Here is a 26,159-nt window from a genome sequence, read left to right on the forward strand (position 1 = left end):
ACAGCCTATCGACAAAACTTCGTGGTTAACTTCGAAGGAGCATAGCATAAAACATACATCCAAGTATTTTTTAACTTCAAAACTGAGAAGACATGAGCTGGCGCAGACTAAATGGGAGCAGAATTTTGTTGCCTATCAAAGAAGCTGTAGAAAAAACCATTCAAAAAGAATTGGAAGCAGGTCACCAACTAAAAATTTGTATTGGAACAGATTCGCAAGTACGTGGTAAAAACATCGGCTTTGCGACCGTTATTGTATTTTTGCGAGAAGGAAAAGGAGGTTTTATGTTTATAAAAAGCGAGATTCTAACGCAAAAAATGGCGATCAAAGAACGAATGATTCACGAGGTGAGTAAATCGGTAACCCTAGCCTACGAGCTATCTGAAATATGGGATAAGTATGCTATTTCTTTAGAAATTCATGCCGACATCAATACAGATGCAAGCTTTAAATCAAACGTAGCACTGAAAGAAGCTATGGGGTATATCAAAGGAATGGGCTATGAATTTAAAGCAAAACCAAATGCTTTTGCTAGTTCTAGCTGTGCAGACAAAGTCTGCTAATGGCAAAAATTAGTGATTTATAATAATATAAGGCTACTTTCATTTGAGGGTAGCTTTTTTGTTTTTTGTTGCCCAATTTATAGATTGGAGCTAGTTATTTACCTTCCATTTGCTCAATAAGCGTTTTTCGAGGAGGTGTTTTAACAGGTGGAGATAGTTGATTGGCTTTTCTTTTAGCCCATGCGTACGTAGCAATTCGAAATAAAACCCAAACGATAGGAAGGGCAATCGCAATTAAATAATAATAAAGAAAAAGTGTACTCCTATTATCAATAGGAATATAAAAAGACAAGACTTGATATAAGAGATAGACATAGGCAGCCAATATTACCAACCACATAAGCGTAACCGTAATTTGAGCAACTTTATTTCCAACATTCCAGATTTTATCCAATGCTTTTTCTGTTTTGTAATGTTTTATAGCCCATGCATCGACTACGTTTTGTGTTTTAAGAAACAAGGGGAGTGGAAAATAATGTAAGAGAAAGGAAATAAGAAAGTAAAACCCTCCCGCTCCCATAGAACCAATCATTAGTGCTTTTACGATGTAAATAATATTCATTGTGTTGTATTGATGTTTTGGGTGAAGTACATTATTGAATGAAAAACTAAGCTTGCAATCTCATGGAGCATAACACAGAACTAAAACGTAACCCCGTATTGGTTAAAAATAATCAATTCTAGATAGAGGAACAAAAGGAAATTCACAAACTTTTGAAATGACCATCTATTACTGAATAGACCCAACTCGTTTTGTAAAAAAAATTAGGCTTGGCTTGTCGTTCATTAGACTCTTTCCCTAAGAATAATAAAGGGATATTTTTAAGTGCCTTTTTTATACTAATGCGTTGTTTAGGATTGAGAGGTTCGTTTTTGTCATGAATAAAAAGGTATGTATTTAAGACCTTTTCTTGTGGAATAGAAATGACTAACTTAAATTCAACTTGTCCTGTAAAGCCCTTTAGTGTTTCACTACATTGTTCCTCTAATATGGTTTTGACACAAGAAGGAAAACATATTTTTAATGGTTTTTTATAAAAACCAGTTTCTTTGCAGTGTAGTTTTTTTTGTGCAAATACAAAGGTATAACCCAAAAGCAGTACCAATAGAATAAATAAACGTATCGTTTTCATAGGGGGAAATTAAAAGGTGTTTGGACCTAATTTACGGCTAGAGAATAGATGTACTCATGGTTTTATGACCATTTGTTTTTTATCTATTAGAGCAGGACTTGCTTTGCAAATAGGTTGATAAATGTTGTTTAAAGCGTCAGGTTTATGATAGAAGTAGCCAATGGTATAGCTGGAACCAGGCGCTTTGCGACGCCAATGTTGTACAAACTGCTGTTGGTACAAAGCAAAGGTAGGCAAATCTATCCAATAAAAAGCTAAGTGCCCAAGACGTTTTGTGGTAGTTCCATTGGAATAAAGTGTGTTTCTCTTGAGATAACGATGAATAATTTTCCGTCCTTTTCCACCAGTATTATAATCATCTGTATCTATAATATCTTGAACCGAGATACCACAGGTTTGATGTTGAATAAAATAAGTCATTAATTTTGCCTCACTTTCGATAAAAGCATGTTTTTGACCAAATTTTTTCCAGTTTAAAAGTCCTTTTTTTCTAGCTTTAGAATAGTCTTTGCCTTGCTGCAAGCTTTCTTGTTCTCGCTTGGCACGGTATCGCCCATGCGTATAATTATAATAAAGAGCTTGATAAGCGTGGGCAAATTCTTCGATAATAGTGGCATCAAAGAAAAAATCATGCATTTGGTCTACCCCAAATTTGAGCGTACCGTTTTTAGAAGAATAAGTACCATAAGCATCTTTGACAGGCGTATTATTAATAGAATAAGGATATTCAGATTCTTCTAAATGGGTTAAAATTTGATTGAACATACTCGATTCTTGGCGAAGTTCTGCCACACGAGTTTGTATGCGCTCTGTATTTTTGCCCCATTGAAAACTCTGTTTCTGAGATGATGCTTCGAGAACAGGCTCAATCGTAAACAAATGGGAGGAGTTTTCTTGAAAGGTATTCAACTCTAGCTCTGGAATGATATAATAGGTTGTTGACCCTTCTTTTAGAACTTGAGCCTGGTGCCAATCAAAGGGATTTTGAGTCAAATAAGGAATTAAAAGCAGACCAATTAAGCCTGCAAAGATGTAGATACTGTTCATGTGGGAATATAAAGAAGTGTGAATAGTGTTGTAAATTAAAACGCACAAATCTAATACCAAATCTGATCATTTGGTGACATAAAAAAATGCCTCTCAAAAAAATCGAGAGGCATTCATTTTGGAATTCTATCTTATTATTTAGTCATAGAGTGCAAAAACTCATCGTTACTATGTGTGCCTTTCATGCGACTTAATAAAAAGTCCATTGCTTCTTCTGTTTTCATATCTGCAAGATAGCGACGAAGGATAATCATTTTATTGATAACATCTGGGTGATGCAATAAATCATCACGGCGCGTACTTGATTTGGTCAAATCAATAGCAGGATAAGTACGTCTATTGGCTAATTTTCTGTCTAATTGCAATTCTAAGTTACCTGTACCTTTAAACTCTTCAAAGATAACCTCATCCATTTTGGAACCAGTATCAATCAAGGCTGTCGCTAAGATAGTCAAAGAACCACCATCTTCGATATTACGAGCTGCCCCAAAGAATTTTTTAGGTTTTAACAATGCACTCGCTTCCACACCACCAGACAATACTTTTCCACTAGAAGGAGATACTGTATTATGAGCTCTTGCCAAACGCGTGATAGAATCTAATAAGATGACAACATCATGCCCACATTCTACCATACGTTTTGCTTTTTCCAAAACAATATTGGCAACACGAACGTGATTTTCTGGATGAGCGTCAAAAGTAGAACCAATAACTTCAGCACGCACGCTACGTTGCATATCTGTCACCTCCTCTGGGCGTTCATCGACTAATAGAATAATCAAATAACACTCTGGGTGATTTTCTGCAATAGCATTAGCGACATCTTTCAGCAAGAATGTTTTACCTGTTTTGGGTTGGGCAACAATAAGACCACGTTGACCTTTCCCAATAGGAGTAAACAAATCCATGATACGAGTAGAATACAAATTGGGTTTACTCTTCTGAACAATATTTAGTTTTTGCTCAGGAAATAAAGGTGTTAAGTGATCAAAGTGAACACGGTCACGAATTTCTTCAGGACTCCAACCATTAATCTTTTCAACCTTTAGCAAGGCAAAATATTTTTCCCCTTCTTTGGGAGGGCGGATGGCTCCTTCTATAGAATCACCTGTTTTCAAGCCAAATAACTTGATTTGAGAAGGCGAAACATAAATGTCATCTGGAGAGGTTAAGTAGTTGTAGTCTGAAGAACGCAAAAAGCCATATCCTTCTGACATCATTTCTAGCACACCTTCTCCTGATACAACACCATCTAAGTCAATATTAAACTTAGCAGATTTGTTGAATTTCTCTTTATGAGAGGTACTTCTAGGTTTTTTAGGCTCCTTTTTGTTATTACTACTATTACTATTCGTATTGTTACGAGGAGTAGAACGCTCTTCTTTCTTTTCTGGAACAGCAACTTTTTTCTCTTCAGTCTTTTTAGCGACTTCCGTTTCTTTATTGGTTGTGTTAGTATCTGCTGACTCTCTGTTTTCTGTCTTGCGAACTCTTCTACGTTTTGTTGGTTCTTCTGTTGTCTTAGAAGTTTTTTCAACTTTTGACTTTTCCTTTTCAGCAACAGCAACTTTTTGAGTTTTTGTTGTCCTAGGTGTTCTAGTTCGGGTTGTTTTTGCAACCTTTTTTTCTTCTGTAGGAGTTGTTGAAGTAGAGATAGTATCTCCTTTAATTGCTTGGAAGTCCAAGATTTTATAAATCAGCTCTTTTTTGGTGAGTCTCTTATATCCTTTCATCTCCAGCGTCTCAGCTATTTCTCTTAGCTCAGGAACGAGCATCTGATTTAATTGAAGTATGTCGTACATACAAAGGTAGGTTAAATGAAATTAAGTGAATAAATCAATGAAAATTATACTATTAAGTATATGTAATTAACCATGTAACTACGATAAGACTTGATAGATTAAATAATTGTTGTTTTTTATATAATCAAACTATTGTCCACACAAAACAGCAAACTTTATTTGTTTATGTGTTGTGGTTTTTTATCATGGAGTCTTATAAGTTATAGTTGAGGAATTTTGTTTTTTTACAAAACAACAATCAACCAAACAAAGAGCTCCTTATGGGGTATAATAGACTTACCAACTAAATACAATAACTTGTTGAAGTTTGGTGTATAAGCAACAGAAAAGGCATCTCAACGATTGAGAATATAATTGCTTTATTGTTGTTACCTACCTTTCTAACAAATTATAGAAAATTAAATAACAGCTTGCTGCACTTTTGCTCTAACATTGATGTATAGCAGAGCAATTGTTTTCTCCAAATTCATACCTCAAATAGATGAAATTGTTGAACAAACTGTAGATAAATGCAAACTCCCTTGCTTGATGTTATGCAAAATAAAATCATTAAAAAGTTCGTTGAATGGAACTAAATAGTGTGGTTTTAAATTTACAAGCTATGTAGAAATGATTTTTTTGAATTGATAACAGTGGGAGGTTAACGATTTTTTGAGGGAAGTCGATTTTACTTGACTTAGTGATGCAAAAGTACACTTTAATTTTTGAATTCAAATAGTATATTTGCAAAAATATTAGATTTAGAACTAAATTAACAGGATTTTATACTTAAATAAACCTATTTTTATTCAAAATAACGTTTAACTTCGTAATAAGTTATATTTAATCCATAAAAAATTAAAAAAAAGTCTTTTTTGAAGTCCAAAAAGGATCAAAACGCAAGAGTATAGTTTAAAAAATGAGTTGAGAAAAACAGTTTTTAAGCATATTCAAAATAAGAAGCTTAACATAGAGCAATGGAGCTCGTACTATATACTATTATAAATATAAAAAGAAATGTTGCCAGTTAGTTTTATTCGAGAACACAAAGAGAAAGTAATCAAAAGTTTAGAAATAAGAAATTTTACAGATTTCTCTATTCTAGACCAAATCATACAAGTAGACTCCAAACGCAAAAGCCTTCAAAAAGAATTGGACGAACATTTGGCAGAGGGAAACAAAATTGCAGCTGAAATCAAGGATTTGTATAAAACAGGTAGAGGTGCAGAAGCAGAAGGGAAAAAGAAACGAGGAAGTGAGCTAAAAACCATCAATGCCGGTCTTAAACATGAATTGACAGAAATAAAAGCGCAATTAGAAGATTTGATGTTGCAAGTGCCCAATTGTGCCAATGAAATCGTTCCTCCTGGAAATTCAGATGAGGACAATCAAGTACAGCAAGATTGGGGACAAGATTTGCCAGAAGTTAGTGGTACAGCATTACCGCATTGGGAACTAGCCAAAAAGTACAATTTAATTGATTTTGAATTGGGGGCTAAAATTACCGGTGCTGGATTTCCCGTCTATATAGGTAAAGGGGCAAGACTGCAACGTGCCTTGATTAGTTTCTTTTTGGATGAAGCACAAGACGCAGGATATATTGAGCACCAAGTACCTTATGTGGTAAATGAAGATAGTGCTCGTGGAACAGGTCAGTTGCCTGACAAAGAAGGTCAAATGTATCACATTGGCAACGATGACTTGTATTTAATTCCAACAGCTGAGGTTCCTCTGACGAATATTTATAGAGATGTGATTCTAAAAGAAAAGGATTTTCCTGTAAAATTAACAGGTCATACGCCTTGTTTTAGAAGAGAAGCTGGTTCTTATGGAGCGCATGTGCGTGGTTTGAATCGTTTGCATCAATTTGAAAAGGTGGAGTTGGTACAAATTCAACATCCTGAAAAATCGTATGATACGCTTACCGAAATGTGTAATCACGTAGAAGGTTTGTTGAAAAAACTAGAACTTCCATACCGCATCTTGTTATTGTGTGGAGGAGATTTGGGCTTTACTTCTGCTTTAACCTATGACTTTGAAACCTATTCTGCGGCACAAAAACGTTGGTTGGAGGTAAGTTCTGTTTCTAATTTTGAAACTTTCCAAGCCAATCGTTTGAAATTGCGTTATAAAGGAGAAGATGGTAAAAACCACTTGGCGCATACCTTAAATGGTTCTGCATTGGCATTGCCTCGTATTATCGCGACTTTGTTGGAGAATAATCAGACAGAAGATGGTATTAAAATTCCTAAAGTATTGCAAAAATACACAGGTTTTGATATGATCAAATAAATAGAAGCTGTTGACAAAATACTAGAATAAAAAATAAAAGCCCCTTGATTTTCAAGTGGGCTTTTTCTATTTTTGCAGCATGAAAGAAAAAGACGAATTATATATGCAACGTGCCATTGAATTGGCCAATCGAGCAGGCGGTCACAATGCCCCAAATCCAAGGGTAGGCGCTGTTATTGTGCATCAAGATAAAATTATAGGAGAAGGCTATCATGAGCGTTGTGGAGAAGGACATGCAGAGGTGAATGCAGTAGCTTCTGTACGCCCTGAAGACCTAAGGTTATTGGCAGCATCTACCATCTATGTTACGCTAGAGCCTTGCTTTCATTATGGCAAAACACCTCCTTGCGTAGAGCTTATTCTAAAACATAAGTTTCCACGAGTGGTGATTGCTTGCAAAGATCCATTTGAAAAAGTTGCGGGGCAAAGCATTCAAAAACTCAAAGCCGCAGGTGTTGAGGTGGTGGTAGGAATATTAGAGCAAGAAGCATCTTGGGTAGTTCGACGATTTTTTACCAACGTTCAAAAAAAGCGACCTTATATATTATTAAAATTTGCCCAATCTAAAGATGGGTTTATGGGAGATCCCTCTAAGGAGATAGCTATTTCCAATGCATTGAGCAAACGGTTGGTGCATCAGTGGAGAAGTGAGGAAATGGCTATTATGGTAGGAACCAATACTGCTTTAATTGATAACCCTCAACTCAATAATCGTTTGTTTTACGGTCGATCTCCACTTCGATTGGTCTTAGATCGACAATTACGCTTACCTGATCATTTATATTTGTTTGATGGTTCTATCGAAACTTGGGTATTTACAGCACAAAAAAAGCAGGCAAGTCAAAAGAACGTTCGCTATGTAACTTTAGATTTTGATGAAAACTTATTGCCTTCAATATTGGAATACCTATATGAGCAAAAAATACAATCTGTCATGATTGAAGGAGGGCAACAGCTTTTACAAGGTTTTATAGCTGCCAATTTGTGGGACGAAGCCAAAGTTCTGTGTAGCAATTTATGTCTTGGAGAAGGAGTCATTGCGCCAAATATTCCAACTCAATATTTACAGTTTGAAGAACCATTAGGGGATAACTGGGTTAAAACTTATGTGAATGCTACTCAAAACGACACCAGTTATATTCAATCTTAAATTGAAATATTCACAAGCATTACTCTGTTGAAGAAAAAATGTATTGGTTTGGTTATTAGTGAGATGTGTTTTGTCTTGAGCCTAAAAACCTAAAAAAAGCAACAGCGTATTAACAAAGAAAACTTCATTTTTTATAATCTGCTAAGGGCAATTGTGTACTAGCATAACGAATCTAAGTCATAAAACTCACGAATAGGCGAGTGACAACCTAGTTATGTCTAGTGAGAGATTGTGAAATGAGCAGATGACAAACTTCTTAATACAAAAAAAATAAATCTTGGGCTATTTACTTTTATCAGCGAGTTGCTCGATAACCATTGTGGTTATTTTTAAGTTGTTCGACCGCTACTCAATAAATCGTTATCAAGCGATTGTTTTTAACTATCTTATTTGCGTTATTACAGGTTGTCTTACATTAGGGGCAGTCCCTTTTGAAAAAGATATGATTACGGAACCTTGGTTTCCTATTATGATTGGGCTTGGTTTTTTGTTTATGGGTGGGTTTAACCTTATTAGTAGAACTGTTACCCATTTTGGTATGGCAGTTACATCCGTTGCACAACGAATGTCTTTAGGTCTTTCGGCCACATTTGCTATCTTATATTATGGTGAACCTTATGATGTCTTTAAAATAATAGGAATATTATTGGCACTTTCTGCAGTTGTATTTATTAATATTCCAGATAAAAAAGTAAAAAAGGCTCAAGAAGGAGATACTCAATCTTCTAAATGGTTAATACTCTATCCAGTATCTATCTTTCTAGTAAGTTCATTGATTGAAATATTATTACAATATTTGCATGCTGTTCATGAAATGAAACCTGCCAATGAGTCCATTATTTTATTTGCTAATGCAGGAGTAGTAGGCATGGTTGGTTTAATAATTTTTAGAGAAAAAATTAAACTTAAAAATATCATAGGAGGAATTGTACTTGGTGTACCCAATTATTTTTCCATTTATTTCATGCTAAATGCTTTAGATAGTGGCATGGATGGTTCAGTGGTTTATTCTTCTTGTAATATTATAATTGTAACAGGAGCAGCCTTGGTAGGGTATTTGTCGTTTAGAGAGCATTTGTCTAAGCTAAACATGGTCGGCATCTTATTGTCAATAGCAGCAATTGTCTTAATTGCTCTGTCGAATATGGAGATTATTTAGAATGAGAACTAAGGCTATGTGCTAAGGTCTTGTTTATTAACTCTTAGGTGATTTTCTTGTACAATAAATTGTGTATATTTGCCCAACTCGTATTTAGAAAAAGCTTAACAGATGATTTATAGCAGACCTATGTGTTACTTCGTGGTTTGTAGAATTTTTCTGGACGACTACTATTGTAAAATAATACTCTGCTGATTATTCCATGGGCAGTGCCTTTGTGCTATTGGTGTAAGTTTAATTGGCTGTCAATTAGTTTTTTATGCTACTACTGTATGGTTTTGACAAAGTAATGATAAAAAATATTATCCCCAATATTGATAATCAACAATTAAAATTTGTGTAAGAAAAGAATTAAAAACATTCTTATATCAAATTCATGTTGTGAGTATCACTAATAAATCAAGTTAAAATGACACGCATTTATATTGTACTGATTTTCTGTTTTTTTGTAATTCCCACTTCTTTTGGGCAATATTATATTTTTGGTGGCTATAATTATGGCGCAATAAATATGGAAGGCTCCAATGCGGTGATAGATGCTTTTAATGCTAGAGAAAGTCACACGATAGGACCATTGACAAACAACTTTCATGGCTATCGTTTTGGAGCAGGAAAATACAGCAAGTATACCGTTTTAGAGCTAGGATTTGGAAATTTAGTTTCTAGTCAAAAAAGTACGAATCCTAATCAATTAAAAGAAAGTGCAGAGGTAGTAGCCAATTATATGTCGGCTACGGCACGGGCAGGGGTCAAACCTTTTCCTAAACATTATTTTACTTTTGGCGCTGCAATGCACTTGGGGGCTCAACGAATTCGTTATTCTTTTGGAGGAGATTATCAGACACCTGTTAACAAATATGTTATTGCCCCTGAGTTTTACATTGATTATGCCATCAAAATTAAATTCTTGCTAAAAAAATCTCAAAGAGATAAGTATTATTACTTGTTGAGAATTCGCCCTTATTATCAGTTACATGCTTATTTAGAAAGCGGTAATTTTGAAGCAGAGCTCAACCAAACGCCCAACGTTGCTATGGATGCAATAGAAGATGATATGAGTCATTTTGGATTTAATGTTTCAATTGTAATTCCATTTATAAGCGATGAGGATAGAGCTTATTTATTTACTCCCAATAAGCGCAAGCAAAGAAAGAATAAAAAAGAGCAACCCAAAGGACGATTATAGTCTTTGAAGCTAGTTGAACTTTAATTTTTTTTTAATTGTTGAAATTTAAGTTGAATGTGTGTAATACACGTAAATAATTGATAAAAACGAACTGTAATTATGATTGGTAAGTTAATAAGTCTTGTATTCTTTTTTATTGTAGGTTGGGTAGTTTACACTCAATTTTTTGGAACGAAGCAAGAACAAGCCATGGGGCAAGAGGTCATTAGCAATGCTAAGGAAACGGTACAAGGGATATTTAATATTTTTCAGCACGAAAGCGGAAAATTTAAAGAAGGTACTTATGATGATTCTATTGATAAATTAGGAGCCTTGTTGGATCGATTGCGAGAACAAGCTAAGAGCGAGGATAGTCAAGACGAAATTCAGGATTTGGTACAAGAAACCAAACGAATTAAGGAAAAAGTAGAACAATCAAAAGAAGGAGAAAATATAGATGAGGAGCAAACCAAAGAAGATTTGAAAAAGTTGACCAAGGAAGTAGAGGAGATTGTTAATAAGATGGATAAGAAAAAATAAGACTACCAAATAAGCAACAACGTAACTGTACGAAGAAAAAAGGCTATTACTCTCAAGGAGTAGTAGCCTTTTTTAGATTGATTTGATGATTTAGCAACTCTTATCCAGCCTCTGCTTCAAATTCAGAACTTTTGCTGTAATTTAAAATATTTTGGACCACAAAACTAGGTGGTTGGATATCGACTGCATCTAATAATTGTTGTGCTTTTTTTAAAGCATTGTGATTTTCCTTGATTTTAGAATCAGAATGTTTTGCTTTTTGGATAGCCATTTTTTCTAAATAATCAGTTTCTCCATAAATATCACGAACTAAATCTTCTTTTGTAATTTGATGCTTCATTTTCCGGGTCGTTTTATTTTTCAAAAATAAACTGTTTGAAATTAAATTTGCTACTATATGGAAAACGCAACCTTTTGTCTAAATGTTGCATGGGTGTCATTTTTTTTTCGGAATTTTATTTTGTATAACACCTGTTAATATTTTTATAAGATTCTTATAGGACGTCCCCCATAGTCAAAAGGTTGGAAATATTAGCGAAAATAATAATAAGAAAGCCCTTTTTGCCTATAATAGAAGCAAAAAAGGGCTTAAAAGTTGCCTACCTGTTATTTGTAGTAGCTTGGCTTTTAATTTTTTAAGCACACTTGATCATTTTGGTTATTTTTTGTAGGTGCTGTTCCATAATAGAAATGTTGATCAATAAATTTCGTTCAACTGTTTTTTCTGAGAATGAGCGATTTTCAAAATCAATATAGGTCTTGAAATGCAAATCGCCAGAATCTGGATCTAACTCAAAGTTTCCAAAAACACGATCACTATTTAAGCACATTAAAAAAAGAGCCATTTGATTGCGTAGGGTTAGAGGAACTTTCATTGGATGGGTAGAGTATAAACCGATGCCGCTGTGGAGCGCTCGTTTATTGGTCGTGCTATTTTTAGTTTTATTGCCTACCAAAATTAAGCATTGCCATTCTCCTTCAGGCGTTTTGACATCAAAACTCAATGCCTGGCGATCAGGGTCCGTTATAAAATCAATTCCTATCCTTTGAAAGTAACGTGTTATTTTTTGGATCATCATAGTATAAAAAGATTATAGTAGCCCATCAAAATTATTTGTCAAATCGATCCAAATTCAATGCTTCAATAATGGCAATCAATTTGGATGCATACCTTTTGTCTGTTGCATAGCCTGCTGCTTGTAGACCATGTGCCCAGTTTTTATAATCCGTGCGTTTTAATTTAGATAAGTGTTTGTAACGAGTGTTAGATAATAACTTGCTATGTTCTCTAAAACTCTCCCAAGCAGAGTCAAAAATTCTAAACATATCGTATCGACTGTCGTCGGTATAATTGGCACAACGACAACCAAGGCATTTTTTACGGCATTTGATTCCAAAGTGATTATTTTCTTTGGCGGCAAGAGAGCTTTTGCCGGCATTGCTCTCTAACAAACCTTGTGCTAGGGTGATGCTAGCAGGAATATTGAACAAATCCGCTTCTTCTTTGGCTGTTACACTATATTTAGCAATATAATCTGTACAAATCTTGTTTTTAACGGCTACAATTTGTGGATCTACGTTGTGTTTTTTTGCAAAGTTGGGATTCAAAATAAAACCTAAGTTAGAGTATTGAGCAGCCTTCTTCTTTTGTTCTTCTGTTAAAGCACTACCTACTGCTGTAGCAGCATTGGCTAAATTCATTTGAGAGCGAATATCTTTGCTTTCGTCACGAATGGTTTCCCACCATTTTTTGTCTTTAGAGGCAGTTGTACTAGATACTGTTGTAGCATAAGGAGCTACAGTATTTTGTGGGGTTTGTGATGGCGGAGGTGTTTCGACAACACTAGCTGTTTGTTGAGCTGTCCCATTGCCAATGGTAAATTGGAAGCTAAATTCTTTCTGCGTTAATACCAAAACAATTAAAATAAAGAATGCGACACGCAGCCATAGTTGCTTTGCTAGATTTTTGATTCTTTGTAGACTATCATCAACGGCTTGTTTTACCACTACGGGCAAATTTTTGTTTACTATCATCATAATTAATGCATTTTATATTGTCTATAATGTCTTTTTGTTATCACATTACAAATATAAAACAAAATGTTTTAAAAATAAAAGAAATCAAAAACAAAATGTTTTAAAAAGGTGCAAAAAATAAATTTGATAGTGTTTTTGGAGGTTTGTTAGGGTGTTTTTTGAAAATTTTGAAACAAAAAAATGTATTTGTAAATAAAAAAGAGCCCTCGAAAGGGCTCTAAAAATTACAAAATTATTTCTTATTAAACTTAGCAGACTGTGTATCTAGCCCATCATAACACTAATAAGAGGAAATAAGATATTCCACAACGCAGCAGCAAAAAATAAAGAAATCGTTACTCGAGTTGTCAAATTACCTACATTGGCAACCATGCCTGCTATAAACAGTGACATACCACCAAATAGATAAATAGAAAATCCAATTCCAGCTCCACCAAAATTTAGCATTGTATAGATAGCTAGAGGCATAAACAAACAAGGTAGAATTAAAGCAGGAAATAAGAACCAAGTCATTCTATATTTCATTTGATTGTCACAAAAATCCAAGTATCGTTCAATAATACCTCTGTTGGTTGTAGTTGTTGTTGCTGTTTTAGTAGTGACATCTTTTTGAGGTAATGTCTTATGTTCGGTTTTTGCAGCTATCGTATTCATGACTTGTTTGTTTTTGCATTAATTAATAACTCAAAGATAGGTTATGAGATGGTGCAAATTGTTGATAAAAGTCACTTCTAGAGATGATTGTGGTCATTCTAAAAAAAAGTAGGAGAAGCCCCTTTAACGAATGCTTCTCCTACTTTTAGAAACGATAATTGTTATTTTACAAATTGTTTAGAACAAAGTTGGTCATTTTATTATATAGGTGCGATCTAGTGTACCCACCATAAATGCCATGATTTTTATTGGGATAGTAAGCCTCTTCAAAAGGAATATTCTTGTTGATCAAAGCCCTTGCCATTTCAGCTGCGTTTTGAAAATGCACGTTATCATCAGCCATTCCATGTACTAAGAGATATTTGCCTCGGATCTGTCCTGCAAAATTGATGGGAGAGTTATCTTCGTATCCCTTATCGTTTTCGCTAGGGGTACGCATAAAACGTTCGGTATAGATGGTATCGTACCATTTCCAGTTGATAACAGGAGCTACAGCAATTGCCATTTTGAAAACATCAGCTCCTTTGGCTAGGCAAGAGGTGGATAAATAACCACCAAAACTCCATCCAAATATTCCAATTCTATTAGGATCGACATAGGATTGATTGGCGAAAAATTTAGCGACTTCAATTTGATCTTTTGTCTCTAGTCCACCCAAGTTCATATAAGTAGATTTACGAAATGCTTCTCCACGAGCATCTGTCCCTCTATTATCAACCGAAACAACGATGTACCCTTGTTGAGCCAACATTTGAAACCACATATAGTTTTGACCGCCCCATTCGTCCATGACCGTTTGGCGACCAGGCCCTCCGTATACATACATAAAGACAGGATATTTTTTGTTTGGATCAAAATTAGCAGGCTTAATCATCCAACCATGCAGCACCACTGAATCGGTGTTGGTATATTCAAAGAAGCTATGTTTGCCCATGTTATACTCCTTTAGTTGCTTGTTCAGATATTGATTATCTTCTATGGTACGAACAAGTTGGTTGTTTTTAGTTTCATAAACTTTATAAGTAGGGGGAGTCGTTGCATTAGAATACGTATTGACATAGTAATCAAACGTACTGCTAAATTGTGCCTTATTAACTCCTTTTTCTGTATGTAAAGCTTTCATTTTGCCACCTGACAGTGCTGTGCTATAAACCCCTCTATTCATAGCGCTTTCTGCTGCTGCTTGAAAGAATAGTTCTTTGGTGGTCTTGTTAATACCATAAAAGCGAATGACGTCAAATTCACCTTTGGTTAATTGGCGTATTTTTTTGCCCTTCATATTGTAAAGGTAGATGTGGTTGAAGCCATCGTCATCGCTCGTCCAAATAAACTCATTATTATCTAAAAAAGTCAAATTATCATGTACATCAATAAAGTACTTGTTTTCCTCGTGTAGCAAAACTTTTGTCTTGCCTGTTTTAGGATTGGCGATTAATAAGGTCAAATCATTTTGGTGGCGATTGAGGCGAGTCACACAAAGTTGATTGTCATCAATCCACTTAATACGAGGGATGTATTGATCTTTCTCTCCTTTTACTTGTACTTTTGTTGTTTTCTTTGTTGCCAAGTCATAAATATGAACCGTTACATCCGAGTTTTTTTCTCCTGCTTTGGGATATTTGAAGGTATTATAAATAGGATATAACTCATTGTTATAAGATGTATAAGTAAACTCCTTAACGTCTGTTTCATCAAAACGTAAAAAGGCAATTTTAGTACCTTCAGGAGACCATACAAAAGCACTAGACATTGCAAATTCCTCTTCGTACACCCAATCTGTTGCGCCATTGATAATCTTATTTTGCGCTCCATCTGTTGTAATTTGAACTTCCTTAGAGGCGTTCACTTCTTTGTAAAATAGGTTATTGCCACGAACGAAAGCAATTTTGTTTCCTTTAGCATCCAATGTTGCATAACGTTGTTTGCCTTCTTTAGAAACAGGGGTTAATTTTTCTGCTTTTCGATCCCAAACATAAAAATTAGCTTTAGAGGAACGGCGATAAATTTGCTCTCTATCTGTTTCTAAAACAATTTTATTCTCATCAGCACTAAAAGTATAGCTAGAAAAGTTGATGTCCTTGGCACTATAAATGACTTGTGTTTGTTCGCCAGAAGTCAAGTCATATTGGATAATTTCGCTGCTCTTTTGAACCGAATAATGTTTACCATCATTCATGAAATTAAATCCAGGAACCATTTTAGGGTAAAACTTATAGTCTTCCCAGATTTGAGGAATAGTAATATCTTTTAATTGCGCAGTTGCTGTATAACAAATGCTTAAAAAGGCAAGGATGAAAAAACTATTTTTCATGGTGTTATTTTTCTTGTTGAAATAAATGAATGGGCTATGAAATTTTGAGATTTCTTATAACGCATTGTATTGATCAAATATACAAACTAAATACCAGATTTGAATTCAATTTCTACTAAAGTGTACAATTGATAGATGCGTGTATTAAAGCGACTGAATACTTATAGGGGAATCAACGAAAGTGCTTAAGGATTGAGAGAAGGAACCAAGAGAAAGTGCACAAGGAGTTATTACCAAACCAAGCACACTCAGTCGGTACAGTATAAGTTCATACGATCTTATCAAAAAAAGATAACTTGGTTTGCAAGACAATAACCTATTTTACAGCTCTTGAAGCTATAACTTTTTATAACTAATTTTTCCTGTAATTCTTTTAGGTTTGGGCTTTCCTAGCATCAATGTCATGTGCAATCGCAAAATCTTGCCCATAGAGTTCATTCTTGAAAATTTATTGGTATTGTGATAAAGGTTTAAATCTTTGATGAGGGAACGACGCTTTTCTTTAGTGGATAAGGTGTCTTTGGACATACTATTGAGCAAGCGCTTGATTCGTTTTTGTGCGACTTGATACCTTTTTTTCATCAAAGTACGCTCTTCGTGTTTGTATTGGTTAACGGTTGTAGGATGCAGTGCCTCCATACAGAATTTAACGATTTTATAGTTTTCTTTATAAAATTGTGGCAAATAATGATTCTTGCGTCCTTCATAACAAACTTGATCAAAATCAATGGCACGAACCCTGTACTGTTCCTTGTCAAAGTCAGGTGTTACATCAACCACATAATTATAAGAACGCATATCACCCAATAACATGACAAAACATCGCTCGTTAAATTTCACAAACTCCTTAGCAGCATATCCCTTTAAAAAAGAAGGCGTTTCTATATAGTAATCCAGAAAAGAATCACCAGGAATTCCAGGAATGTGTTCTTCAACCAAGGTGTTTTTGTCGACAATAAAATCTAAACGATTGGGACTCAGAATATGCTCTAACTCCAGACCATATACTCGTGATGCATCTGCCTTCTTGATATAGAAGTAATCGTGGTTGTCGTTTAACGTATTTACGATACGAATTCGGAATGGTTTTGAATTTCCAAACAGACAGTAATCAATTCGGCTGACTCGAAGATGTTCGATTACAGACATATTTCCATCTGTTTTGAGCTTTCCATAAATATAGGTTAAAGCTGCTTCGATTTCATCTTGAAAGGTAGGGTGGTACAACACGGATTCCCAAAGGGTGTCGTTTCCTTTGTTATCGTAGATAGCAGCCGACTCAAACCAATTGGTTAAATCATTATAAGAAATAGGTAAATCAGTCGCTCGATCATAATCTTCTAAGTATTTTCGTAGATTTTCAGAAATAGGAAAACTAGGTTTCTTTTTAGAGATATGCATAGAACGTAAGAATGGTTTTTGATGGTTGGATAGCGTATTTTTCGAATACTAATCCGATAATAAATGTTACAAAGATAAAGGAAAGCGGTAGGAAATCGTAATAAATTTTATCGTTTTTGGGTTAAGTGCTTGATTGTTTGGTTCAATAACTACGAAATATTTCAAGAAAAAATGCTTCAGAATATTCTGATAAAAGAACTAATAAGCAGGAAATGCCAGTGGCTTTTCGTTCGTTTTAGAGCAAACAAAAGGCTGCCTGACTTATTTTCAGACAGCCTCCCAAATTTAGTAGCTTTTGTTAATTTTTCTTTTGCATCTTGCTTCGAAAAGCATATGAATGTGGCTACAAAGCAGCTAAAGCAGCCTCGTAGTTAGGTTCTTGAACAATGTCTGGTACCAACTCTGTATACGTAACAGTTCCTTCTTCATCCAACACGATAACTACTCTTGCAGATAAATCGTGTAAAGGTCCATCTGTCATCAATAGACCATAATCTTTAGAAAAAGAACCAGTCGCATAATCAGATAAGTTGATTACATTTTCAATTCCTTCTGCTCCACAAAAACGATTTTGAGCAAATGGTAAATCTCTTGAAATACACAATACTTTAGTGTTTTCTAGACCTGCTGCTTTCTCATTGAATTTTTTAACAGACATTGCACAAATTCCTGTATCTACACTAGGGAAAATGTTTAAAACAACTTTGGAGCCTTTAAAATCAGCTAAAGTAGCCTTAGCTAAATCTCCTTTTACTAGATTAAAATCTGGAGCTTTCGTACCTACAGAAGGAATCTCGCCAGAAGTTTGAACAGGATCCCCTTTAAATGTAATTGTTGCCATTGGTTTATTTTTATAGTTATTATGTTTAATTGATAGTATTAGAATGGTAAATTAAACAACTCTTGTTTTGTGTTTGTGTCTATCTAACAGAAATAAAAGTAAATAGTTTTTTAGAATTTTAATAACAATAGGACTTCAAAACATTAGCCTGCTCAAATCATACCATAGCAGTATAATCCTTAGGCGGACTATTATCAAACCAGAACGGTTGTTTTATTGATCTTTCCACCGCCATAGATATAGACAAGCCGTTGTGCGATAAGGGCTCCATGGTGCTGCGATCTCTTTCATTTTGGTAATAAGTGCTTTGCCTGTTTCTTCTATACCATACAACTCTTGCATAGCTTGTTGAATCCCTAAGTCGGCAGTAGGAAGAACATCAGGGCGTTGCAATGTAAACATCAAAATCATTTGAACAGTCCAGACTCCAACTCCTTTAATTTGCGTTAAAAATGCAATAATCTGTTCGTCAGAATAGGTACTCCAGTCAATTTTGTCTAGGTGATGTTGCTGGGCAAAGGTAGCAATATTATGCATATAGCCTGCTTTTTGTTTGGATAAGCCAACCGCTCGTAAATCGTCTACATTAGTAGTTATAATCAGAGTAGGATCAGGCGTTGTACTATCGAATAAATCGACAAAGCGTCTATAAATAGTTGCAGCAGCTTTTACAGAGAGTTGTTGTGAAATAATAGACCGCAATAGACTGCCATAAACGGTTGTTTCGGGCTTATGTTCGGGCAATTGAACGGTTTCAATTGCTTTTTTTAATAGAGGATCGTTGGATAAATGTTGAAGGATTTTTTTGTCCATGTTAATTGGTGTGTTTGGTTTGGTTATGAACTAGTGATGGATGAATTACCCAAGGTTAGTTATACAGTTGTTTAACTCATTACTCCGTTGAAAAAACGCATTAGTTTAGCTGCGCTGCTACTTCGTGGTACTTCGTGAGCGCTACGCTTTTAGTTAGTTTTGTTGCCACTACGTGGTATTGCATAAGTACTTCGCAGTTGATTATTAGCAAGATATATTTCTGTTGGTCTTTATGTTAAAAGACTGATAATTAAATTAGTGCAAGGTGGTTTTTATGTTTTTTGTAGAAAAACTAAAAAACTAAGCTTGCCGAGTAGGCTTGTGCTAGTAGCACAAAAGCCCAAGTTCATGACCAGAGGGAACTAGCCTTGCGCTCTCATGAGCGAACCGAGCATAGCGAGCTCACGACCGTAGGGAGTAACAAAGCGAATAATAATCAACGAAGTATTATTAACTATCAAAAAGGACAGGATGCTAAGATGAAAAAAATCCAACAAAAAGTCATTGCTTTGTGTTGGATTTTTGAGACTCAATATCAACTTAAAACGGTTGATTGTTTTCTTTTTTGGCTAAAGCGTATATGTCTTGCGTTGTATTTTTATCAAAATCGACGGCACCAAGATTACGCTTACCATACCAACTTCCATTTCCTCGACAACCCTTGCGTTTTTTGTACGGGCTACTTCCACAAGAAGCTAATGTGGATACTACTAGAACGATAACACAGAGTAGGGACAAATTTTTCATAATTTAAGTTTAAGTAGGATTATTTAAAATAACTCATTACTACTATAACGATAAAAAAATAAAAATGTAACCTAAAGTGTTATAAATTAGGTTTTTAATGCCTTATAAGTCTATGCAAGAAAGTGGCAGTTTTTTACTTGTAACAGTTTTATTTATTGAGTTTGTTCCATGTCTTTTAGCGCTGCTTCCTTGACGGCTTTAGCTACCTTATAGGCGACGATTTCATCAAGCGCAGGAGGAATAATCATATCCTTGGATGGACTGGAAATGCTTTCCGCAATAGCATAAGCTGCAGCTAATTTCATATTGGGCGTAATTTGCTTAGCACGGGCATCTAAAGCCCCTCTGAAAATCCCAGGAAAACCTAAAACATTATTAACTTGGTTGGGCAAATCACTACGCCCTGTCCCAACAATAGCAGCGCCTCCTTTGTAGGCTTCTTCAGGCATAATTTCAGGAGTAGGGTTGGCTAATGCAAAAATAATAGCATCTTTTGCCATTGTTTGTACATCCTCTTTGGTAAGTAAATTTCCCATACTCACACCAATAAAGACATCGGCGCCAACCAAAGCATCCTTCAAAGAGCCTTTTTTGTGATTTAGGTTGGTAAAACCTAAGGCTTGCTTTTTAGCATCATTTAAGTTGTCTCTGTCTTTATGGACAATCCCTTTGCTGTCGCAAATGATCATATCTTTAACAGGAATACACAGGCTATTGTCTGCTCCGTGGTCTACACAACGCAACAATTTAGCAATAGCAATACCTGCTGCCCCCGCACCATTAATAACAACCGACAAATCTTCCAAGCGTTTTCCAACTAGTTTAGCAGCATTGATTAAGGCTCCTAAAACGACGATTGCCGTTCCGTGTTGATCGTCATGAAATACAGGAATGCCTAAGTCTTGTAGGCGTTCTTCTACTTCAAAGCTTCTTGGTGCTGCGATGTCTTCTAAATTGACACCACCAAAAACAGGAGCAATACGGCGTACTGTTTCTACAATTTCGTCTACATTTTGTGTATCTAGACAAATTGGGAAGGCGTTGATTCTTCCAAAACGACGAAATAGCATTGCTTTTCCTTCCATAACAGGAATAGAAGCTTCTGCCCCCAAGTTGCCGAGTCCTAAAACGGCAGACCCATCTGTGACGATTGCAACAGAGTTACTCTTCATGGTGTAATCCCAGACAGATTCTGGATTTTTTTGTATTTCTAGACATGGAGCTGCAACGCCAGGAGAATAAACTAATGAAAGGTGTTCTTGCGTACGCACGTCCATTTTGTTACGAATGCCAATTTTTCCTTTCAAGTAACGATGCAAATGAAGAGATTCTTCGAAATAATCCATAATTGTAAGTAGTTTTTTTGGTTAAATTAACAGGTTTTGGTGCTTAGTATTTGAACAAGAGCCTTTTATTATTGGTTGTAACTGTCATACTTGCGATTACAACCCTAGAGAGCTCTAACAAAGAAAATAAACTAAAAAGAAAAACATAGTTTACTTTATATTTAACAAACGTAGATTAAAATGTCCAATTTGCAAAACAAAAAGTCATTATATCTCTTTTAAGAGTTTAAAAGCTTGGCTTTTTTTATAGATATTGCATATTTTTATAATATATAAAAAAGTTTATTTCTATTTCCACCCAACCTAACAAAATAAGAACTATGATTACTCCAGTTACAAGCTTGCAAGAGCAGAATATGCCCATTTTATTGAGTGCAGTTACCCAATCAGATGTACTGAGATATTTCCGTCACTCTTGGTCTATTTACGAATGGTTATTTAGCGCTATTCGATCTGACGAAACGTATTATGAAGCTCCAGACCCATTGCGGAATCCTTTGATCTTTTATTGGGGGCATACAGCCGCTTTTTACATTAATAAACTATTGATGGCAGGTTTGATTGATGAAGGTGTTGATGAAGCATATGAAGTTTTATTTGCCAAAGGAGTTGACCCTAATTTGCCAGAACACTTAGAAGTACATGACTTGTGGCCAACTCTAGAATCGGTGACTAAGTATAGAGCAAAAGTAAAAGAAGTGGTAGAAAATTGCATTCAATCCTATTCCTTTCCAACCACCATTACAGACCAAGATCCTTTGTGGGCGTTGTTAATGGGAATAGAACACGATAGAATTCATTTTGAGACATCCTCGGTTTTGATTCGGCAATTGCCTATCAGCAAGGTACAGCGCCCAATCAACTGGACCTATGCTCCAAGTCAAGGAAAGAGTCCCATCAATTCTATGATTCAGGTAGAGGCTACCAAGGTAGTTATAGGGAAACAACAAGAGGAATCTATTTTTGGGTGGGATAATGAATACGGGCAACTTGTGCAAGAGGTTGCTTCTTTTGAAGCCAGTAAAAATTTAATTACCAATGAAGATTATTTAGAATTTTATAATAGTGGAGCTTATCATGAGGCGGCATATTGGACAGCAGAGGGTTGGGCTTGGAAAGAACGGACGGCTACTAAGCATCCGAAATTTTGGGTTGCTTCAGTAGATGGCTTTGAATATAGAGCTATGTTTGATGTTTTGCCGATGCCTTTAGATTATCCTGTTGAAGTCAATGCTCACGAAGCTTGGGCGTATTGTAAGTGGAAAGGCAATGGATATCGATTAATGACAGAAGCAGAGTTTCATGCCATAACTCAGAATGAAATGCAAACAACCGACTGTGCTTTTGAGACTTGTTATAATATCAATCTAAAATATGGCTCTCCTAATCCTGTGGGAAGCTTAAAAACAGGACAAACTTCGCTAGGATTTAACGATGTATTTGGAAATGTTTGGGATTGGCTACAAGATGATTTTTATCCCTTACCTAGTTTTAAAACTCATTATTTATACGAGGACTTTTCGGCTCCTTATTTTGACGATCAGCACAGTATGCTACTAGGAGGAGCTTGGGCAACAACAGGAACAGGTGCTTCTAAGTACTATCGCTTGTGGTTTAGAAAGCATTTTTATCAACATGCTGGTTTTCGTATAGCTCGAAGTTTGTAATTTTGTATTTGCATCCACTTTTCTTGCGTTGAAAATGTCTAAAAAGAACGCTTATTTTTTCTAGATAAATAAAGAGGAAGCAGCTATTCTACTAGGGTATAGAATAGCTAAGCTTCTTCTTAACAATAGTTAGCAGCGTAGCTAGCTACTATCTTAAAGCAAACTATCTATTTTCAAGATGCATCAATCGAGTCATTATAGGAGCGAGCAATAGGGCTAAGCATCCAATGCTTAGTGTAATTATTCCAAAACTTACATAGACGGAGACATAAGCGTACAACTGTTCAAAAGCAGGACCTTTGTGAATGGCAATATCTTGTGTTAAACCTGTAATGAGTTTTATAGCAGATCCGAAAGTATCGAACAGATTATTGGATGCGCCATTACTAACTGTGAGTTGGGCAACTTTGCCAGCGAAATAATGGCCATAAAAATAAGAAGAAAACCAAACGCCCATAATAAAGGAAATGTATTGTTTAGGAGAGAGTTCGGTTACCTTAGATAAGCCTATTGGAGACAAAAAAAGTTCTCCTACAGTTAAGACAAAATAACCGATAATAAGATAGATCATAGAGGTTTGTGCCAAGGCATCTGCACTAATAGCAGAACGACCAAAAATAATAGCTGCTAGCCCTAACAAAATAAGCCCAAAACTAAACTTAAATGGAGCTGCTGGATTTTTGCCAATGCGACTCAACCACGCCCAAAGCATTGAAAAAGGAATGGCTAGTAGAACAATAAAAGTGGCGTTAATGCTATTGGTTTGTGCGGCATTGATGCCTATGAGATGTACATTTCTATCGGCAAATAGAACTAGCGAGCTACCTGTTTGCTCAAATAAAGCTGCAAAAAGAGTAGAGAGCAAAGTAAAGTAAATGACAACAATTAATCTACCTCGTTCTATCGTACTAACTTTGCTTAAAATAAACAAAATGTATAGAATCAAAAAGGCACTAGCTAGTAGAATTAAGTAATGCTCATACTCATGAAAGAAGATAATAGCAGCAAAGATAGGAGTGGTTAAAACAGCGCCAATTGCTACCCATTGTCCTTGATTGAGCCCTGCTATTTTTTGATGGTAACGAGTTGCATTAGGGAGTTGTCCTGCTGCTCCAAAAACATTGCTTTTAAGACCTTGTTGAAAGAAAGCCAGACCTAGCAACATGCCGAAGCCTGCTAACATAAAACCATAGTGCCAACCATATAGAGCTGCGATCCAAGCGCAAATCAAAGGGGCTATTGCTGCTCCCAAATTAATTCCCAAATAAAAGATGGTGAAACCTGCGTCTCGTTGGTGCGGATTGTCTTTGTATAAGGCGCCAACAAACGAGGATATATTGGGTTTGAAGAAACCATTCCCTAAAATAATTAAGGCCAATGAGCCATAGAAAAAAATGGGCGTTTCAAAAGACAACAAGAAATGTCCTAATGCCATTAGGATTCCCCCCAATAGAATAGATTTTCGATAACCCAAAATTTTATCTGCCAAAATACCTCCCCATAGTGGAGTGATGTAGACAAGTGACATATAAGCAGACAAAATACCAAAAGATGCTTCATCTGTATAAAGCAAATGTTGGGTCATATAGAGCAATAACAGAGCTTTCATTCCGTAGAAAGAAAACCGTTCCCATAGTTCTGCAAAAAATAAGTAAAATAATCCCTTGGGATGTCCAAATAAAGTGGTGGTTGAAGCTGTTTTTGAGGCTTTCATAAAATGCGTTGAATGTTAACAAAAAATGATTCAAACGCAAAATGGACGAAAGGCACCAAATCTCCATGACTTGTTTCAAAGTATAGCAAAAAATAGCTATTGGATACTATTTGATATTGAATAACAATTAATTACAAATTGAGTTATAGCTTTGGTTATCAGGTGATTTTAAGAATTCGTTTAAAAGGGATTTTTCTACAGTAATGTGTTCTGGCAAAACACGAAGTCGATACTGACCATTGCCTATAAAGGTGAAAATATCTCGTCGTTCTAATTTCTGATGTTCTTGTAAATGGAGAATGTCGTTACAATTTTCGATAATTCTACTCAGGTAAGTTTGATTTTTTAGCTCGCCTGCTCCCCCTACTACAATACACTGTTCTTGACCTTCGCCCCATTTTCTACGAAGGGCAAATTTAAATAGATTTTTGTATTGAGTTGTTTTGGAACCGAAGTCAATGACTTGGTCGTAAATTTCCTTGGATGGAATGCTGATTTTTACCAAGGACCAATCTAAGAATTGTAAGGTCATTTCATTGGGACGAGGGGTGCTGGCTAATTCAATTACCCAACTCGTTGCCAGAACTAAGAATATAGAAATTAAAGAAGTTTTGGCAATGATTTTTATGAGCTTATTCGTAAACCCATTATCTAATTCTGTAAACACTTCAGGAAGCTGAGCGATAAACATTAACAGCACTGCCATGACAGCAATATAGGCAACTACTTTCAAGTCTCGATCAATAAATGTTTTGTATAAAGAGTAGGAAAGTAGGCAGCATAAAAAACTAGAAAGTAATAAATCTGGTATTCCTGCTATATGTATGGAGTTTTGGTTAGGTGGAATCCATAAATTAAGACCAATTGTTAATAAACTAACCAATAGAATTAGACCAATAATTTTACTAATATTTTTCTCATTATTATAAATAAAATTGGGGGCATGAGAGAAATAAAAGAGTGCCAAAAGCAAGAACAAGTTGTTTAAGGTTGAAAATAGGCTTACGCCTAGTAGGTAGGTGGTAGTTTGACTAAAACTCCAATGTGTCCCCAAATACCCCCATGTTCCTGAGCCTACCCAAACAAATAGTGCCAAGCTCAAATAAACCAAACCTTTGTCAATTCTTAACAGAGAATCGTCTTCTTCCAAACGATTGTTGAAGCGTTTACGGATGTTGTACCAGATTGCTAGCAATAAAATAGCTCCAATAAAAGCAATGGATAAATGAGCAAGGGTATGGAATATTGCCACTTCTTTCATATAATTGTTAGACAGCTTGTTTTGAATATTGGAGAGTAAATACAAAATTATAAACAATGTCCGATAAATATAAGAAGAATCCTTTACTTGATGAACATTTGGTGGATATACCCGATGAGCGATCTATTTTAGATAAATATCTTTGGATTAGGGGAGTAGCCTTGCTGGTCTTATGTACGCTAATTGGATGGATCAGTGTGCTGTTTCGGCCTTATTTTCAAAATGGTGTTCATATAGAAGCAATTGTCTCCTTGGTGATGGTAGCAACAATTAATTTAGGTTTGCTGGTGTATATAATACGTCAAAAACGCAAACAATATAAATTGGCGTATCTCATTGGTACGACCGCAATTTGGCTAGGTTATACCATAGGATGGGCGTTGGGTTTAGGACATCTTTGGGAAGATGTTTTGGTAATGAATACCATCGGCGCACTAGCAGGCTTGGGAATTGGACAATTTGTCTTTTATTATAGACAATAATACTCCGTTGCTTTTTTACGTTTTTCGTAGAAAAACTAAAAAAGCATCTTGTATT

Annotated in this window: 24 protein-coding genes; 8 read left to right on the forward strand and 16 right to left on the reverse strand. The window is 35.5% G+C overall.

The window, feature by feature from the left end; translation table 11 throughout:
* The first annotated feature begins 92 nt into the window (after positions 1 to 92).
* Entirely contained in the window at positions 93 to 563 is a 471-nt protein-coding gene (locus QP953_RS03160; RefSeq protein WP_052597973.1) for a ribonuclease H-like YkuK family protein, read from the forward strand.
* 94 nt (positions 564 to 657) lie between these two features.
* Here the strand turns inward: QP953_RS03160 and QP953_RS03165 are convergent, their stop codons facing one another.
* From QP953_RS03165 to rho, 4 genes are all read right to left on the reverse strand, one after another.
* Entirely contained in the window at positions 658 to 1,125 is a 468-nt protein-coding gene (locus QP953_RS03165; RefSeq protein ID WP_309553943.1) for a hypothetical protein, read from the reverse strand.
* A 142-nt stretch (positions 1,126 to 1,267) separates the two neighbouring features.
* On the reverse strand, positions 1,268 to 1,696 hold the full coding sequence (locus QP953_RS03170; RefSeq protein WP_052597975.1) for a hypothetical protein: 429 nt from the start codon (positions 1,694 to 1,696) through the stop codon (positions 1,268 to 1,270).
* Positions 1,697 to 1,750: 54 nt separating this feature from the next.
* Positions 1,751 to 2,743, reverse strand: a complete 993-nt coding sequence (locus QP953_RS03175) for a hypothetical protein (protein ID WP_309553945.1) — start codon at positions 2,741 to 2,743, stop codon at positions 1,751 to 1,753.
* A gap of 134 nt (positions 2,744 to 2,877) precedes the next feature.
* Positions 2,878 to 4,545 carry a transcription termination factor Rho gene (rho, locus tag QP953_RS03180; RefSeq protein WP_309553947.1) on the reverse strand — a complete coding sequence of 556 codons (1,668 nt, stop codon included), beginning with the start codon at positions 4,543 to 4,545 and terminating at the stop codon, positions 2,878 to 2,880.
* 996 nt (positions 4,546 to 5,541) lie between these two features.
* On the opposite strand from rho, the gene serS reads away from it, so the two are divergent.
* From serS to QP953_RS03205, 5 genes are all read left to right on the forward strand, one after another.
* A complete protein-coding gene (gene serS, locus QP953_RS03185; RefSeq protein WP_052597978.1) occupies positions 5,542 to 6,816 on the forward strand; it encodes a serine--tRNA ligase in 1,275 nt (424 codons plus the stop codon).
* A 79-nt stretch (positions 6,817 to 6,895) separates the two neighbouring features.
* Entirely contained in the window at positions 6,896 to 7,966 is a 1,071-nt protein-coding gene (ribD, locus tag QP953_RS03190) for a bifunctional diaminohydroxyphosphoribosylaminopyrimidine deaminase/5-amino-6-(5-phosphoribosylamino)uracil reductase RibD (protein WP_309553948.1), read from the forward strand.
* Between the two features lie 277 nt (positions 7,967 to 8,243).
* Complete coding sequence (locus tag QP953_RS03195; protein WP_309553949.1) at positions 8,244 to 9,125, forward strand: hypothetical protein; 882 nt, start codon at positions 8,244 to 8,246, stop codon at positions 9,123 to 9,125.
* Between the two features lie 409 nt (positions 9,126 to 9,534).
* Positions 9,535 to 10,311, forward strand: coding sequence for a hypothetical protein (locus QP953_RS03200; protein ID WP_052597981.1), 777 nt, complete (start codon positions 9,535 to 9,537; stop codon positions 10,309 to 10,311).
* Positions 10,312 to 10,410: 99 nt separating this feature from the next.
* Entirely contained in the window at positions 10,411 to 10,830 is a 420-nt protein-coding gene (locus QP953_RS03205; RefSeq protein WP_052597982.1) for a hypothetical protein, read from the forward strand.
* A gap of 100 nt (positions 10,831 to 10,930) precedes the next feature.
* On the opposite strand, the gene QP953_RS03210 is transcribed toward QP953_RS03205, so the two are convergent.
* From QP953_RS03210 to QP953_RS03255, 10 genes are all read right to left on the reverse strand, one after another.
* Positions 10,931 to 11,170, reverse strand: a complete 240-nt coding sequence (locus QP953_RS03210) for a hypothetical protein (protein WP_052597983.1) — start codon at positions 11,168 to 11,170, stop codon at positions 10,931 to 10,933.
* A gap of 295 nt (positions 11,171 to 11,465) precedes the next feature.
* Positions 11,466 to 11,909, reverse strand: a complete 444-nt coding sequence (locus QP953_RS03215) for a hypothetical protein (protein ID WP_052597984.1) — start codon at positions 11,907 to 11,909, stop codon at positions 11,466 to 11,468.
* Positions 11,910 to 11,940: 31 nt separating this feature from the next.
* A complete protein-coding gene (locus tag QP953_RS03220) occupies positions 11,941 to 12,867 on the reverse strand; it encodes a glycoside hydrolase family 73 protein (RefSeq protein WP_231512808.1) in 927 nt (308 codons plus the stop codon).
* Between the two features lie 264 nt (positions 12,868 to 13,131).
* Positions 13,132 to 13,521 (reverse strand): hypothetical protein, encoded by a 390-nt coding sequence (locus tag QP953_RS03225; protein WP_052597987.1) that lies wholly within the window; start codon positions 13,519 to 13,521, stop codon positions 13,132 to 13,134.
* 166 nt (positions 13,522 to 13,687) lie between these two features.
* On the reverse strand, positions 13,688 to 15,832 hold the full coding sequence (locus QP953_RS03230) for a S9 family peptidase (protein WP_052597988.1): 2,145 nt from the start codon (positions 15,830 to 15,832) through the stop codon (positions 13,688 to 13,690).
* Between the two features lie 336 nt (positions 15,833 to 16,168).
* A complete protein-coding gene (locus QP953_RS03235; protein WP_052597989.1) occupies positions 16,169 to 17,233 on the reverse strand; it encodes a hypothetical protein in 1,065 nt (354 codons plus the stop codon).
* Between the two features lie 343 nt (positions 17,234 to 17,576).
* Positions 17,577 to 18,074: a thiol peroxidase gene (gene tpx / locus QP953_RS03240; RefSeq protein WP_052597990.1), complete on the reverse strand. Its 498-nt coding sequence runs from the start codon at positions 18,072 to 18,074 to the stop codon at positions 17,577 to 17,579.
* 213 nt (positions 18,075 to 18,287) lie between these two features.
* Entirely contained in the window at positions 18,288 to 18,887 is a 600-nt protein-coding gene (locus QP953_RS03245; protein WP_309553950.1) for a DNA-3-methyladenine glycosylase 2 family protein, read from the reverse strand.
* A 540-nt stretch (positions 18,888 to 19,427) separates the two neighbouring features.
* Complete coding sequence (locus QP953_RS03250) at positions 19,428 to 19,634, reverse strand: hypothetical protein (protein ID WP_052597992.1); 207 nt, start codon at positions 19,632 to 19,634, stop codon at positions 19,428 to 19,430.
* Between the two features lie 152 nt (positions 19,635 to 19,786).
* Positions 19,787 to 20,980, reverse strand: coding sequence for an NADP-dependent malic enzyme (locus QP953_RS03255; RefSeq protein ID WP_052597993.1), 1,194 nt, complete (start codon positions 20,978 to 20,980; stop codon positions 19,787 to 19,789).
* Between the two features lie 320 nt (positions 20,981 to 21,300).
* Between QP953_RS03255 and ovoA the strand changes: the two genes are divergently transcribed.
* A complete protein-coding gene (ovoA, locus tag QP953_RS03260; protein WP_052597994.1) occupies positions 21,301 to 22,647 on the forward strand; it encodes a 5-histidylcysteine sulfoxide synthase in 1,347 nt (448 codons plus the stop codon).
* Positions 22,648 to 22,810: 163 nt separating this feature from the next.
* Here the strand turns inward: ovoA and QP953_RS03265 are convergent, their stop codons facing one another.
* Positions 22,811 to 24,361 carry a peptide MFS transporter gene (locus QP953_RS03265; RefSeq protein ID WP_309553951.1) on the reverse strand — a complete coding sequence of 517 codons (1,551 nt, stop codon included), beginning with the start codon at positions 24,359 to 24,361 and terminating at the stop codon, positions 22,811 to 22,813.
* A 127-nt stretch (positions 24,362 to 24,488) separates the two neighbouring features.
* On the reverse strand, positions 24,489 to 25,622 hold the full coding sequence (locus QP953_RS03270; protein ID WP_052597996.1) for a hypothetical protein: 1,134 nt from the start codon (positions 25,620 to 25,622) through the stop codon (positions 24,489 to 24,491).
* Between the two features lie 56 nt (positions 25,623 to 25,678).
* On the opposite strand from QP953_RS03270, the gene QP953_RS03275 reads away from it, so the two are divergent.
* Positions 25,679 to 26,104, forward strand: coding sequence for a hypothetical protein (locus tag QP953_RS03275; protein ID WP_052597997.1), 426 nt, complete (start codon positions 25,679 to 25,681; stop codon positions 26,102 to 26,104).
* The last annotated feature ends 55 nt before the right edge of the window (positions 26,105 to 26,159 follow it).

The organism is Aureispira sp. CCB-E, from assembly GCF_031326345.1.
Classification (GTDB): domain Bacteria; phylum Bacteroidota; class Bacteroidia; order Chitinophagales; family Saprospiraceae; genus Aureispira.